Here is a 13959-nt window from a genome sequence, read left to right as displayed (position 1 = left end):
GACGGGACCCGGTAGCGTCGAGGCATGTCCCGTCCACGTGCCGTCGTCGCCGGGGCCGGCGGATTCATCGGTGAGGCTCTCGTCGCAGCCCTCACGGACGACGGGTACGACGTCGTCACCGTCGGACGCACCGCCGCCGTCCGCTGGGACGATCCCGACGCGCTCGCGGCCGCCGTCGACGGCTCCGACCTGCTCGTGAACCTCGCCGGGAAGTCCGTCGACTGTCGCTACACCGATCGCAACCGCGACGAGATCCTGCGGTCGCGGGTGGAGACGACGCGCGCCCTGCAGGCTGCGGTGGCCGCGGCATCCGCCCCGCCCCCGCTCTGGCTCAATGCGTCCACCGCGACGATCTACCGCCACGCGATGGACCGCCCGAACACCGAATCGGGCGGCGAACTCGGACAGGGCTTCTCGGTCGACGTCGCGCGGTCGTGGGAGCGTGCGTTCTTCGCGGGAGAACTGCCGCGCACGCGCCGCGTCGCCCTGCGTCTGGCGATCGTCGTCGGCGACGGCCCCGCCTCTCGGATGTTGCTCACCCTCGCGCGCACCGGGCTCGGCGGGCCGCAGCACGACGGCTGGGTCCCGCCGCACCGTCGCTACCGGGGCATCGGCGACGAGCCGACGGGCGACCGGCCGCCCTGGTACCGCACCCGGGGGCGCCAGCGCTTCAGCTGGGTGCACATCGAGGACGTGCTCCGCGCCGTCCGCTTCCTCATCGAGCGGGACGACATCTCCGGCCCCGTCAACATCGCGGTGCCCGAGGCATCCGACAACCGCACCCTCATGCGCACCCTCCGCGGCGTCGTCGCGATGCCGGTGGGCCTGCCGTCGCTGCGCTGGATGCTCGAGATCGCGATGTGGGCGCTGCGGACCGAGCCGGAACTGATCCTCAAGAGCAGATGGGTCTTCCCCGAGCGGCTCGTGGGCGCCGGATTCCGCTTCGCGCACACGGACCTCCGCGCGGCGTTCGCCGAGGTCGATCGGGGCCGCCGGGTCAGGCGTTCTGGGGGACGGCGGAGACGGTCCGCGCGATCGTGAACTGCCCGATCACCCGGGTCCCGTCGTACAGCACCGCCGTCTGACCGGGCGCGACGCCGTCGAAGGGGGTCTCGGGGACGACCGTGATCGACCCGTCGCGCACGCTCGCCCGCGCGGGGACCGGATCCGCGTGCGCGCGGATCTGCACGTCGCACGCGAACACGTCGTCGGCAGGAGCACGTCCGGCCCAGCTGTGCCGCTCCCCGGAGATCTCCGCCGTCGCGAGAGCCTCCTTCGGCCCGACGACGACCGTGTTCGAGACGGGACGCACCTCGAGGACGAACCGCGGCTTGCCGTCCGCGGCGGGGACACCGAGCTGCAGCCCCCGGCGCTGACCGACCGTGAACGCGTGCGCTCCCTCGTGCCGCCCGACGACCGATCCCTCGCGGTCCACGACGTCACCCTGCTCGGCGCCCACCTTCTCGGCGAGCCACCCGCGGGTGTCGCCGTCGGGGATGAAGCAGATGTCGTGGCTGTCCGGCTTCTGCGCGACCGTCAGACCGCGCTCGGCGGCCTCGGCACGGACGACGGCCTTCGACGGCGTCGTCCCGAGCGGGAAGTAGGTGTGGGCGAGCTGGTCCGCGGTGAGCACCCCGAGGACGTAGGACTGGTCCTTCGCCTCATCCGACGCGCGATGCAGTTCGCGCCCCTCGGGACCATCGACGAGGGTCGCGTAGTGGCCGGTGCAGACGGCGTCGAAACCGAGTTCGAGCGCGCGTTCGAGCAGGGCCGCGAACTTGATCTTCTCGTTGCACCGCATGCACGGGTTCGGTGTGCGTCCCGCCCGGTACTCGCTGATGAAGTCGTCGATCACGTCGTCGCGGAAGCGCTCGGAGAAGTCCCAGACGTAGAACGGGATGCCGAGGAGGTCGGCCGCGCGCCGGGCGTCGAGCGCGTCCTCGATTGTGCAGCAGCCCCGGCTGCCGGTGCGGAGGGTGCCCCCGGCGCGCGAGAGCGCCAGGTGGACGCCGACGACGTCGTGACCCGCGTCGACCGCTCGCGCCGCGGCGACGGCCGAATCGACCCCACCGCTCATGGCTGCCAGTACGCGCATCGTTCCAGTCTACGAGCGCGACCCCGCACGGGCGCTGGACGCCGCCGCGCGGCGGTGCGCCTCGGGGAGGGCGGCGAGGAACGCATCGATGTCGGCCGCCGTGGTCGTGCGCCCGAGCGTGACCCGCAGGACCGAACGGGCCTCGCGATCGGTGCGACCGAGGGCGAGGACGACGTGGCTCGGCTCGGCGACACCCGCTTGGCATGCCGATCCGGTCGACACGCGCACGCCCGCGGAGTCGAGGAGGAACAGGAGGGTCTCCCCCAGCGCGTCGGGGAAGAGCAGGTGCAGGTGGCCGGGCAGTCGCTGGTCCGGTGCACCGAGTAGCCGGACCTCCGGGGCGATGCCGTGCACACCGATCAGGAGCCGGTCGGACAGCGCACGCAGGCGTTCCGCCTCGGCGGCGCGCTCCGCGGCGGTGAGCTCGAGGGCCACGGCCAGGGCGGCGGCACCGGCGACATCCGGTGTGCCCGAGCGGAGGCCACGCTGCTGCCCCCCACCGTGGAGGACCGCGCCCATGCGGGCGTGACGCGACACGACGAGCGCCCCCGTCCCGACCGGCGCACCCACCTTGTGGCCTGCGACGCTCAGCGCGACGAGTCCGCCGCGACCGGCTCCCGGTCCCCGCAGCGCGGCGAAGTCGAGCGGCAGATGGGCGATGGCCCCGACGGCGTCGAGGTGGAGGGGCACGTCCGCCGCCGCCGACGATGCGGCCAGAGCGGCGACATCCGACACGCTCCCGACCTCGTTGTTGGCCACGAGCGCCGTCGCCAGGGCGGCGCCCGGGAGTGCCGTATCGAAGGCCGCGACATCGATCGCCGCGCTCTCGTCGAGCGGCACGGGTCGGACCTCCGCCCCCTGGGCGGAAGCGAGCCACGACACCGTGTCGAGGGTCGCGTGGTGCTCGCCGTCGGGCAGGACGATCGCCGACCGGTCCGGGTCGCGCACCCACCACGTCCCCTGGAGGGCGAGGTTCACCGACTCCGTGCCCCCCGAGGTCAGCACCACTTCGATGGGGTCGCACCCCAGCACCGCCGCGATCCGCTCACGGGCGTCCTCGAGCAGTTTCCGCGCCGCCTGACCGGCGCCGTGCACGGACGACGCGTTCCCGGTGACCTCCGACGCGGCGAGCCACGCATCACGCGCCTGCGGCCGCAGCGGAGTGGATGCCGCGTGGTCGAGATAGACCGCCATGACCCTCCGCCTGCCGCTGACCTTCATCGCCTGCTCACTACTGTAGGACGCATGACCTCCGCTCCGGCCGGCCCGACGACCGCGGCGTCCGCCACCCCCGTCCCGGGGATGCTGTCGGACGTCTACGACCGGCTCGGGGTACGCCTGCACGACGGGGGCGGGACGCTGCGGGTGTGGTCGGAGCACGCCACCGACGTCGAGCTTGTGGTCTTCGACGACGACGACCCGGACTGGATCGTCGAGACCGTCCCGCTGGCGCCGGTGGACGGCGGCGTGTGGGAGGCGACGACGCCCGCGCTGCGGGTCGGCGTCACCTACAGCGTGCGGGTCGACGGACCGCACGGGCCCGGGATGACCTTCAACCCGGCGACGCTGCTGATCGATCCCTACGCGCGGGGGTTGTCGTCCCCCGGCATCCACTCCTGGCGCTCCGTCGTCGTCGACGACTGCTTCGACTGGGGTGGCGTTGCGAAGCCGGCGACGCCGCTCGATCGCACCGTCGTCTACGAAACGCACGTGAAAGGCCTCACGAAGCGGCATCCCGGTGTGCCGGCGGCGCTGCACGGCACCTACGCCGGGATGGCGCATCCAGCCATGATCGAGCACTACCGGAGCCTCGGGGTGACCGCGATCGAGCTGCTCCCGGTCCACGCCTTCGCGAGCGAGCCCCGCCTCCTGCAGCTGGGGTTGACCAATTATTGGGGCTACAACTCCGTCGGCTTCTTCGCGCCGCACGCCCCGTACGCGACGGCCGCCGCCCAGGCCGAGGGCGCCACCGCGGTGCTCCGCGAGGTGAAGGGGATGGTGAAGCTGCTGCACGCGGCCGGCATCGAGGTCATCCTCGACGTCGTCTTCAACCACACCTCCGAGCAGGGACTCGGCGAGCCCCGGTCGAGCTTCCGCGGGATCGACAACCGGTCGTACTACCGGCAGGCCGACGACGGCACCTACATCGACGTGACGGGATGCGGGAACTCCCTGAACACGTCGACGGATGCCGCGTCCCGCCTCGTCCTCGATTCGCTGCGCTACTGGGCGAACGAGGTGCAGATCGACGGGTTCCGTTTCGACCTCGCCCCCGTCCTGGGGCGCGACGCGTCCCACGCCTTCACCCCGGAGCACCCGCTCCTGCAGGCGATCGTCGAGGACCCCGCGCTGGCGGGCGTCAAGATGATCGCTGAACCCTGGGACGTCGGCATCGGCGGCTGGCAGACGGGGGCGTTCGGTGTCGGCTGGAGCGAATGGAACGACCGCTACCGCGATCGGGTCCGCAACTTCTGGCTGAGCGACATCGACTACTCGCGCCGCGCCGACGTCACGCCCGTGGGGATCGGCGGGTTCGCGACCCGGCTCGCCGGATCGGCTAACACGTTCAGCGCCGAGCGCGGACCGCTCGCGAGCGTCAACTTCGTCACCGCGCACGACGGGTTCACCCTCCACGACCTCGTCTCCTACGACTCCAAGCGCAACGAGGCCAACGGCGAGCACGGACGGGACGGAGCGGACACGAACCGCTCCTTCAACCACGGCTTCGAGGGGCCGACCGACGACCCGGCCGTCCTCGCCGCCCGCCGGCGCGCGATGCGCAACCTGCTGGGCACGCTCCTGCTCTCGGCGGGCGTCCCGATGATCACCGCGGGCGACGAGATCGGACGCACGCAGCACGGCAACAACAATGCGTACTGCCATGACTCCGCGCTGACCTGGTACGACTGGGGCCGCGAACCCTGGCAGGACGACCTGCGCGCCCACGTCGAGCTGCTCACCCGCATCCGCCGGGAGAACCCGGCCCTGCGACCCGTCCGGTTCGCGCATGCCGAGAAGACCGTTCCGGGCGCCTCCGTCATCGACTGGTACGACGAGCAGGGGAACACGATGTCGGTCGAGCAGTGGACGGATCCCTCGCACCGCACGCTGCAGTACGACGCCTGCTCCACGCCCGAGAGCGAAGCGCCCAATCGCACGCTCCTGGTGGTCCACGGCCGGGAGAGCGACGTCGAGATCACCCTTCCGGCGCTGGAGGGTGTGACGCGCTTCGCCCCGCTCTGGTCGAGCGTCGACGAGCGTCCCCGCTCGGATGCCGCCCCGCTCTCCCCCGGCGACGCGTTCACCGCGACCGGCCCGTCAATGTACCTGTTCCGGGCCGAGTGATCCAGGCCGTTTCGAGCCTTCCTCGGCACCGGTAGGTTCGGAACGTGGCCACACAGATCTCCCCCGCTTCCGTCCGCAGCTCCGCTGAGATCCCGGTCCGGCCGGTGAAGGCGACCAGGAAGGATGCCGGCATCCGCAACGGCCGTATCCCGATCGCCTCCCACCGCCCCAGCGTCCCGGGCGGCCGGTTCGCGCCGACCGCGTTCGTCGGCGAGGCGGTGCCGTTCACAGTCGCCGCTTTCCGCGAGGGACACGACCGCATCGGCGTGCACCTGCGTCTGACGGCGCCCTCGGGCGCGGTCACGCTCCACCGGCTCCGGCCTCTCGACGACGGCTTCGACAATTGGCGCGTCATTGTGGCACCCCTCGAGCAGGGGACGTGGAAGTTCCGTTTCGAGACGTTCGCCGACGACTACGCGACCTGGCGTCATGCAGCCGAGCTGAAGATCGCCGCGGGTGTCGATCCGATCCTCATGCGGGAGATGGGCGCGCGGCTGTTCGAGCGCGCCGCCGCGGAGAAGACCCGTCCGGTCGAGGAGCGCAGCGCCCTGACCTCCGCGGCGCGCGCCCTCCGCGATGACGCCGTGGACGACGAGGCGGCGCTCATCGTGGTGCGCGACCCGGGGCTCGCCCGGGTGTTCGCCGACCGCCCCGCCCTCTCCCTCCACACCCTCCACGAGGAGAACACGCTCCTCGTCGAGCGCGAGCGTGCCGGCGTCGGCGCCTGGTACGAGTTCTTCCCGCGCTCCGAGGGGGCGGTCCGCCTGCCCGACGGCGCCGTCCGCAGCGGCACCTTCCGGACGGCGGCCGAACGCCTCCCCGCCGTCGCCGCGATGGGCTTCGACGTGGTCTACCTCCCGCCCATCCACCCGATCGGCGAGGTGAACCGCAAGGGCCCCAACAACACCCTGAACGCCGGTCCCGAAGACCCGGGATCGCCGTGGGCCATCGGCTCAGCGGACGGCGGACACGATGCGGTCCACCCCGACCTCGGGACGCTCGAGGACTTCCGCGCGTTCGTGGACACCGCGAACGCCCACGGCCTGGAGATCGCCCTGGACCTCGCCCTCCAGGCCGCTCCCGACCACCCCTGGGTGACCGAGCACCCGGAGTGGTTCACGACGCTGCCGGACGGTTCGATCGCCTTCGCGGAGAACCCGCCGAAGAAGTACCAGGACATCTACCCGGTCAACTTCGACAACGACCCGGTCGGCATCCGCGCCGAGGTGCTGCGCATCGTCCAGCACTGGATCCGACAGGGGGTGAAGATCTTCCGCGTCGACAACCCCCACACCAAGCCGCTGCAGTTCTGGGAGTGGCTGATCCGCACCGTCAACGCCGAGCACCCCGACGTCGTCTTCCTGGCCGAGGCGTTCACCCGCCCCACGCCGATGCGGGCCCTCGCACAGAGCGGTTTCCAGCAGAGCTACTCGTACTTCACGTGGCGCAACACGAAGACCGAGCTCGAGGAGTTCTTCGCCTCGATCTCGGACGAGACGGCGGATTTCATGCGCCCGAACCTCTTCGTCAACACCCCCGACATCCTGACCGAGTACCTGCAGTTCGGCGGTCGCCCCGCCTACCGGATCCGCGCCGCTCTCGCGGCCACCGCGGGGGCCAGCTACGGCGTCTACGCGGGATACGAGCTCTACGAGAACGTCGCCCGCCCGGGGTCCGAGGAGAACATCGACAACGAGAAGTACGAGTACAAGTTCCGCGACTGGGCGGGGGCCGAGGCCGCGGGCGACTCCCTCGCCCCGTACCTCCGGCGGCTGAACGAGATCCGCCGGGCGCATCCCGCGCTCCGGCAGCTGCGCGGTCTGCACCTGCAGGGCACGGATGACGACGCGATCGTCGCCTACGTGAAGCACCTGCCCGCGGCGGTGGCCGAGCGCGGCGAATCCGACACGATCATCGTCGTCGTGAACGTCGACCCGCACTCAGCACGCGAGACGACGGTGCACGTCGATTCGCAGATCTGGGGACTCCCCCGCGGCCACGACTACGAGGTCGAGGACCTCCTCACCGGCGCGCGCTGGACGTGGAACGAGCACAACTACGTCCGACTCGACGCTTTCGCCGAACCCGTCCACATCCTCCACGTGAAGGCACACTCATGACTCGTCCCGATGATTCGATCCTGGATGCCGTCGGTGCCGGCGCCTACCACGCCCCCCACGACGTGCTGGGCCCGCACCCCGAGGGCGACGAATGGGTGATCCGGGCGCGGCGCCCCTTCGCGCAGACCGTGACCGCCGTGCTGGCCGACGGCTCCCGCGTCGAGCTCGAGCACATCCGTCAAGGGGTCTGGGAGGGCGTCACCGAGACGCAGCCGACCGCCTACGATCTCGTCGCGACGTACGAGGGCGCTCCCGACTACCGCGTGGACGACCCGTACCGGCATCTGCCGTCGCTCGGCGAGATGGACCTGCACCTCATCCGCGAGGGGCGCCACGAGCAGCTGTGGACCGTCCTCGGGGCCCACGTCCGCCACTACGGCCCCGTCAGCGGCGTCTCCTTCGCGGTGTGGGCGCCCAACGCCCGGGCCGTCCGCGTCGTCGGCGATCTGAACGGGTGGGACGGCACCCAGCACGCCATGCGCTCGCTCGGCTCGAGTGGCGTCTGGGAACTGTTCGTCCCGGGTATCGGTGCGGGCTCGGCCTACAAGTTCGAGATCCTCACCGCCGCGGGCCACTGGGTGATGAAGGCCGACCCGATGGCCCGGGCCGCCGAGGTCCCGCCCGCGACGGCGTCCGTCGTCACGGAGAGCGAGTACACCTGGTCGGACGACGAATGGATCACCGCGCGGGCGTCGGGCTCCGTGCACGACAAGCCGATGTCCACCTACGAGCTCCATCTCGGCTCGTGGCGGCCCGGTCTCAGCTACCGCGACGCCGCCGACGAGCTCGTGGACTACGTGGGGGCGCAGGGCTTCACCCACGTCGAGTTCCTCCCGCTCGCCGAGCACCCCTTCGGGGGCTCCTGGGGCTATCAGGTGACGGGCTACTACGCCCCGACGAGCCGCTTCGGCAGCCCCGACGACCTCCGCTATCTCATCGACCGGCTGCACCAGGCGGGCATCGGCGTCATCATGGACTGGGTGCCCGGGCACTTCCCGAAGGACGAGTTCGCGCTCGCGCGCTTCGACGGAGCCCCGCTCTACGAGCACCCGGATCCCCGGCGTGGCGAGCACCGCGACTGGGGCACGTACATCTTCGACTACGGGCGCAACGAGGTGCGGAACTTCCTCGTCGCGAACGCGCTCTACTGGTTCGAGGAGTTCCACGTCGACGGCCTGCGTGTCGACGCCGTCGCCTCGATGCTCTACTTGGACTACTCCCGCGAGGAGGGGCAGTGGGAGCCGAACATCCACGGCGGCCGCGAGAACCTCGAGGCGATTCGCTTCCTGCAGGAGGTCAACGCCACGGCCTACAAGCGCCACCCGGGGATCGCCATGATCGCCGAGGAGTCGACGAGCTTCCCCGGCGTCACGGCGCCGACGAGTCAGGGCGGTCTCGGGTTCGGCTTCAAGTGGAACATGGGCTGGATGAACGACTCGCTCGTCTACATCGGCCGCGACCCGCTCTACCGCTCGCACCATGAGGGCGAACTCTCGTTCTCGTTCGTCTACGCGTTCAGCGAGAACTTCGTCCTCCCCATCAGCCACGACGAGGTCGTCCACGGCAAGGGGTCGCTGTTCACTCGGATGCCGGGCGACCACTGGCAGCAGCTCGCCAACATGCGAGCCTTCCTGGCGTACATGTGGGGGCACCCGGGCAAGCAGCTCCTGTTCATGGGGCAGGAGTTCGGGCAGATGTCCGAATGGTCCGAGGGGCGCGGCCTGGACTGGTGGATGCTGGATCAGCCGGCGCACCAGCAGTTGCAGCACTTCGTCGCCGCCCTCAACCGCACCTACCGGGACGAGGCGCCGCTGTGGTCGCGCGACACCGACGGGTCGGCCTTCTCGCGCGTCTGGCCGCACACCCCCGACGGCAACATCCTCGGGTTCGCCCGCCGCGACCACGACGGCGGCACGGTCGTCGTCCTGTGCAACTTCGCCGGCTCCCCCCGCCACGACGTGCGGATCACCCTGCCCGAGGCCGGCGCGTGGGCCGAGATCCTCAACAGCGACGCGCAGGAGTTCGGCGGTTCCGGGGTCGGCAACTTCGGCGGCGTGACGACGGATGCCGACGGCACCGCCTCGGTCGTCCTGCCGCCGCTCGGCGTCCTCTGGCTCCGTCACCGGGCGTGAGATAAGGGGGTCCGGGCTGATGCCCGGACCCCCTTTCCTCTGTCAGAAGAGCAGACTCGCGAGTCGTCCCCGCGCTCGGATGACCCGAGGGTCTGCGTCGCCCACGACGCCGAAGAGTTCGAGCAGACGTGCCCGCACGGGCGCGCGCTCGTCCGCCGGCAGGGCGGCGAACAGATCCAGCAGTCGCGCGAACGCGTCGTCGACGTGCCCGCCGGCGAGATCCAGATCGGCGACGGCGAACTGCGCCTCGACGTCGTGCGGAGCGGCAGCGGCAGCGGCGCGCGCCGCGGCGAGGTCCAGGTTCTGCACACGGCCGAGCAGATGCACCTGCGCGAGGCCGGCTTTCGCGTCCTCGTCGCGGGGGTTCTCGGCGAGAGCCTGCTCGTACGCTGCCGCGGCGGCCTGGTAGTCACCGGACTCGATGGCGTCGAAAGCCGCCTGATGGAGCGGCGGTAAGGCGGCCGGGCGGTCCTCGGCATCCGTCTCAGCGCCCTCGACGGGCACCGTCCCGGTCACCCCGTGCTGCGCGGCGAGCTGCAGCAGTTGCGTGAAGACCTCGCGCACCTGCGCCTCCGGCACGGCCCCCGTGAAGAGCTGGACGGGCTGACCGGCGACGAGGGCGACGACGAGCGGGATCGACTGCGCACGGAAGCTCTGCGCGAGCTGCGGGTTCGCGTCGACGTCCACCTTCGCGAGCACGAGCCGGCCGCTGAGCTCGGTCACGAGCTTCTCGAGCACGGGGCTCAGCTGCTTGCAGGGGCCACACCAGTCGGCCCAGAGGTCGACGACGACGGGGACGGTCCGCGACAGCTCGAGGACCTGACCGAAGTCGGCATCCGTCACGTCGAAGATGAGGCGGGATGCCGGGGCCCCGCCGCCGGCGGGCGCGGCGCCCTCGGGCTGTCCCGCGGGCCGGTTGCGGAGGGACGAGAGATCGACGGCGCCGCGGAGGACGGCGCCGGGTGCGGGGGTGCTCACTCTTTCTTAACCACCTTGGCGTCGAGGACGTTGGAACGGGAGGCGAGCAGCTGGATCTTGTCGTTCGATCCCTGCGCGGGCACGAAGAAGTACAGCTGATCGGTGTAGCGGGTCTGGAAGCCGGTGCTCGACTGCGAGACGCCCGAGAGCGCCTTCACGACGACGTTCTCGCCGAGCTTGATCACGGCGTCGGAATCTGTCGGGACGGCGGTCTCGTTCTCCGTGACGGTGACGGCCACGATCGCGCCGCTGTCGAGTGTGACGAGCGAGAGCGGCTCGGAATCGCCGGGCTCGGCCTGGAACGAGACCCGGCCGGTCTCCTCACCGGTCTCATTGAACTTCTTCAGGACGGCCGCGCGGTTCTCGGCGACGAGGGAGCGGAACGTGTCGGTCTTCTCATCGAACAGGGCGGCGAACTCGCTCTTGTCGCCCTTGTCGAGGACGTCGGCATACGCCGCGGCCAGGTTCTCGGGCGGCATGAGGAGGAACGGTGAGTTGGGCTCGACGGCCACGGCACCGACGTACTCCGCGGCGAGGTTCATTGTGGCATCGGCGCGGAGACTCGAGATGTAGGCGACCTTGTACTCGGCCCACGGGTCGCTCTGCGTCGCCGTCATGACGGTGGCGACGCCGTCCGCGTCCTCGACCACCGCCATGAACATGCGCGGCCAGTCGTTCTTCGCCTGCGGCAGGAGCGCGGTCATCGTGCCGGCGGGGATGGCGGGCAGCGGGTCGGCATCGGGGAGCTCGGTGCGGAGCCGGTAGTTCGTCTTGCGCTCGGTGAGGGCGGGCCCCGTGAGCCGCAGTGCCGCGGCCTTCGGGTCCTTCGCCTCGTCGGCGGCGGCGACCTGCTCGGAGATCCGGCCGAGGATGCGCTCGGCCTGCGTCTTCGTCACGGCGGGCGCTCCCTGGCCCTCGGGCACGATGACGGATGCCGAGGGCGATGGCGTCGCCTCGGGCTGCAGGTCGGGCCAGGCGTCGGGCGAGCAGCCGGTGAGCGCGATCCCGCCGACGAGGAGGGCGGAGAGCGCGACGAACGGGCGCCGTCCGCGGCCGAGTCGCTTCCGCGCGGGAGCCGCCGTGATGACGCCCTTCTCCGCCTGCTCGACCGAGAGGTCGATGGGTTGCGTCGCAGTGGTCGGCAGACCCTTGCGACGCGGACCCCGGGATCGCCGGACGTGACGCAGAGCGAGGATGTACAGGACGAGGCCCACGACGGCCATCAGGATGCCGCCGGCCAGCAGCGGTCCCGCCCACGGCGTGGTCGCGCCGGTCGGCCAGGTGACGCTCAGCTCGGAGGGGGCCGCCGCGGTGCCGTCCGAGGCGACCAGAACGCTCATGTCCGCGGGGAGGCGGAGGGTGGTGGCGAGAGACCCGTCCTGCTCGAACTCGTCCAGCCAGAGGTCGGACCCGGCGGGCGCCGCGGTCGGCGCATCGCCCTCGACGGGGGCCGACGCGGCGACGGTCTCGGAGACGGGCAGGTCCTCGGCGCCGAGGGTCACATGGACGTACTCGGTGGGAGCCAGCCACGCCGCGATGTCCTGCGTCCGACCGTAGGCGGCGAAGACCGGGCCGTCGCCCGCGATGCGGAGGGTCTGCGCGCCCGGGTGGCTGGCGAGGACCGCACCGTCGATGAGGACGTAGGGGGCGTCGGCATCCGTCGTGAGGGTCGCCGTCTCGGTCGCCGGTGCCTCGAGGATCGTGCGCTGAGCCACTCCGGCGCCGATCATCAGCGTGGCAAGGACGAAGGCGATGATCGCCCACACGAATCTCACGAACTGCCGCCCTCCTCCAGCCGGCATCCGGGGTGCACGGCCGATCATTCGACATTCCAGCCTAGCGAACGGTGCTGGCAAACGCGTGGGAGGGCGTCGTTCCCGCGCCCGGGCGCATCGGCGAACTAGGGTGAGGGAAGACCTGGGAGAGGGCACCGTGAAGATCCAGCATCCGTTCCGCACCGCGCTGATCGCCACCCTCGGCGTGGGCGTCGGCATCCTCATCCTCACCGGGGTGCAGACCCTGTCGACCGTCCTGCTCTACATCGGGACGGCCCTCTTCCTCGCGCTGGGACTCGACCCCGTCGTGTCGTTCTTCGAACGCCGCGGACTCCCCCGCTGGGGCGCGCTGCTGGCGACCTTCGCGGGCCTCCTCGCCATCGCGACGGCGCTCGTGCTCATCGTGGTCCCGGTCCTCGTCGACCAGATCGCCAAGCTCGTCCAGCAGATCCAGACACTGGTGGAGAGCGCGGTCGATCAGGAGTGGAACCCGGTCACGGTCGCGCGGGACTGGCTCTCGCACACGTTCCCCCTGCTGCAGGTCGACATGGTGTTGGGCTACGTCAACGATTGGTGGAACGGGCTCGACTTCGCCGACATCGGAGCGGCCCTCGGCACCGGCCTGCTCTCCTTCGGTGCGGGGATCGTCGCGACGGCGACGGGGACCATCATCGTCCTCATCCTGACGATCTACTTCACCGCTTCGATGCGCTCCCTCAAGCGCTCCGTCTACCAACTGGCACCGGCCTCGAAGCGCGAGCGCTTCGTCGGGCTCTCCGAGCAGATCACGGCGTCCGTCGGCTACTACGTCATGGGGCAGGTCGTCCTCGGCGCGATCAACGGCATCCTGAGCGCCATCTTCCTCACCATCATCAAGGCGCCGTTCCCCGCAGTCCTGGCCGTGATCGCCTTCTTCTTCTCGTTGATTCCGCTGGTGGGAACCCTGACCGGATCCGCCATCATCGTGATCGCCTGCCTGGGGCTCGCGTCGCCGTTGACCGCGCTCGTCGCCCTCGTCTGGTACCTCGTCTACATGCAAGTCGAGGCGTATTTCCTCTCCCCCAGGATCATGAGTCGGGCCGTCTCGGTACCCGGCGCCGTGGTCGTGATCGCCGCCCTTGCGGGTGGATCACTCCTCGGCCTACTGGGTGCGCTCATCGCGATCCCGGTGGCAGCGAGCGTTCTGATCATCTACCGCCAGGTGCTGATCCCCCGCCAGAACGAACTCTGATCAGGCGATCCGCCAGCACGCCGTGTGCCAGTGCCGCCTCGCGGCCAGGTCCGCGGCATCCCCCAGCACACCGTCGGCACGCCAGACGACGACGTGCGCCGTCCCGGCCGCCACCGCCCGTCCGCATCCCGGGCACACGTAGTCCTTCTGCGCCTGGACGGCGGACACCGGCTGCACCGTCCACTCGACACCGCGGCGCTGCTCCGTGCGCTTCCAGCCCGCGAGAAGACGGTCGAACGACGCGTCAGGACCGCTGGGCTTGCGCCGATTCGACCGGGGCACG

10 protein-coding genes are annotated in these 13959 nt (G+C 70.9%); 5 read left to right on the top strand and 5 right to left on the bottom strand.

The annotated features are described in order from the left end of the window. Positions 1 to 24: 24 nt before the first annotated feature. Entirely contained in the window at positions 25 to 1041 is a 1017-nt protein-coding gene (locus tag AYL44_RS04275; protein ID WP_064001984.1) for an epimerase, read from the top strand. Here AYL44_RS04275 and mnmA read toward each other — a convergent pair. Beyond that, positions 998 to 2095 carry a tRNA 2-thiouridine(34) synthase MnmA gene (gene mnmA / locus AYL44_RS04270; RefSeq protein WP_082886089.1) on the bottom strand — a complete coding sequence of 366 codons (1098 nt, stop codon included), beginning with the start codon at positions 2093 to 2095 and terminating at the stop codon, positions 998 to 1000. The two genes, AYL44_RS04275 and mnmA, sit on opposite strands and share 44 nt — an antisense overlap. 9 nt (positions 2096 to 2104) lie before the next feature. After that, positions 2105 to 3289, bottom strand: coding sequence for a cysteine desulfurase family protein (locus AYL44_RS04265; RefSeq protein ID WP_064001982.1), 1185 nt, complete (start codon positions 3287 to 3289; stop codon positions 2105 to 2107). A gap of 51 nt (positions 3290 to 3340) precedes the next feature. On the opposite strand from AYL44_RS04265, the gene glgX reads away from it, so the two are divergent. Genes glgX through glgB form a run of 3 tightly spaced genes read left to right on the top strand, consistent with a single transcriptional unit; the run spans position 3341 to position 9692 of the window. After that, on the top strand, positions 3341 to 5440 hold the full coding sequence (gene glgX / locus AYL44_RS04260) for a glycogen debranching protein GlgX (RefSeq protein ID WP_082886088.1): 2100 nt from the start codon (positions 3341 to 3343) through the stop codon (positions 5438 to 5440). Positions 5441 to 5484: 44 nt separating this feature from the next. Beyond that, entirely contained in the window at positions 5485 to 7560 is a 2076-nt protein-coding gene (locus AYL44_RS04255; RefSeq protein ID WP_064001981.1) for an alpha-1,4-glucan--maltose-1-phosphate maltosyltransferase, read from the top strand. Further along, positions 7557 to 9692: a 1,4-alpha-glucan branching protein GlgB gene (glgB, locus tag AYL44_RS04250; protein WP_064001980.1), complete on the top strand. Its 2136-nt coding sequence runs from the start codon at positions 7557 to 7559 to the stop codon at positions 9690 to 9692. Before AYL44_RS04255 ends, glgB begins: the two co-directional genes overlap by 4 nt. Before the next feature lie 42 nt (positions 9693 to 9734). On the opposite strand, the gene AYL44_RS04245 is transcribed toward glgB, so the two are convergent. Both AYL44_RS04245 and AYL44_RS04240 read right to left on the bottom strand, forming a co-directional pair. After that, positions 9735 to 10670 (bottom strand): tetratricopeptide repeat protein, encoded by a 936-nt coding sequence (locus tag AYL44_RS04245; protein WP_064001979.1) that lies wholly within the window; start codon positions 10668 to 10670, stop codon positions 9735 to 9737. After that, positions 10667 to 12445 carry a glycosyl transferase gene (locus tag AYL44_RS04240; RefSeq protein WP_231872720.1) on the bottom strand — a complete coding sequence of 593 codons (1779 nt, stop codon included), beginning with the start codon at positions 12443 to 12445 and terminating at the stop codon, positions 10667 to 10669. The genes AYL44_RS04245 and AYL44_RS04240 overlap by 4 nt, the downstream gene beginning before the upstream one ends. Before the next feature lie 157 nt (positions 12446 to 12602). On the opposite strand from AYL44_RS04240, the gene AYL44_RS04235 reads away from it, so the two are divergent. Next, positions 12603 to 13676 (top strand): AI-2E family transporter, encoded by a 1074-nt coding sequence (locus tag AYL44_RS04235; protein ID WP_064001977.1) that lies wholly within the window; start codon positions 12603 to 12605, stop codon positions 13674 to 13676. Here AYL44_RS04235 and AYL44_RS04230 read toward each other — a convergent pair whose 3' ends face one another. Further along, the gene (locus tag AYL44_RS04230; protein ID WP_064001976.1) at positions 13677 to 13958 is read right to left on the bottom strand and encodes a hypothetical protein; all 282 of its coding nucleotides are present in this window, start codon (positions 13956 to 13958) and stop codon (positions 13677 to 13679) included. It lies immediately after the preceding gene. Between the last annotated feature and the right edge of the window lies 1 nt (position 13959).

It is taken from the genome of Microbacterium oleivorans (assembly GCF_001644225.1).
Classification (GTDB): domain Bacteria; phylum Actinomycetota; class Actinomycetes; order Actinomycetales; family Microbacteriaceae; genus Microbacterium; species Microbacterium gawkjiense.
This window is presented reverse-complemented; position numbering and strand designations above follow the sequence as displayed.

What these genes read in the sequence shown, in the direction of transcription:
- AYL44_RS04275 (WP_064001984.1), top strand. Translation starts at nt 25, where the DNA reads ATGTCCCGTCCACGTGCCGTCGTCGCCGGGGCCGGCGGATTCATCGGT.
- mnmA (WP_082886089.1), bottom strand. Translation starts at nt 2,095, where the DNA reads ATGCGCGTACTGGCAGCCATGAGCGGTGGGGTCGATTCGGCCGTCGCC.
- AYL44_RS04265 (WP_064001982.1), bottom strand. Translation starts at nt 3,289, where the DNA reads ATGGCGGTCTATCTCGACCACGCGGCATCCACTCCGCTGCGGCCGCAG.
- glgX (WP_082886088.1), top strand. Translation starts at nt 3,341, where the DNA reads ATGACCTCCGCTCCGGCCGGCCCGACGACCGCGGCGTCCGCCACCCCC.
- glgB (WP_064001980.1), top strand. Translation starts at nt 7,557, where the DNA reads ATGACTCGTCCCGATGATTCGATCCTGGATGCCGTCGGTGCCGGCGCC.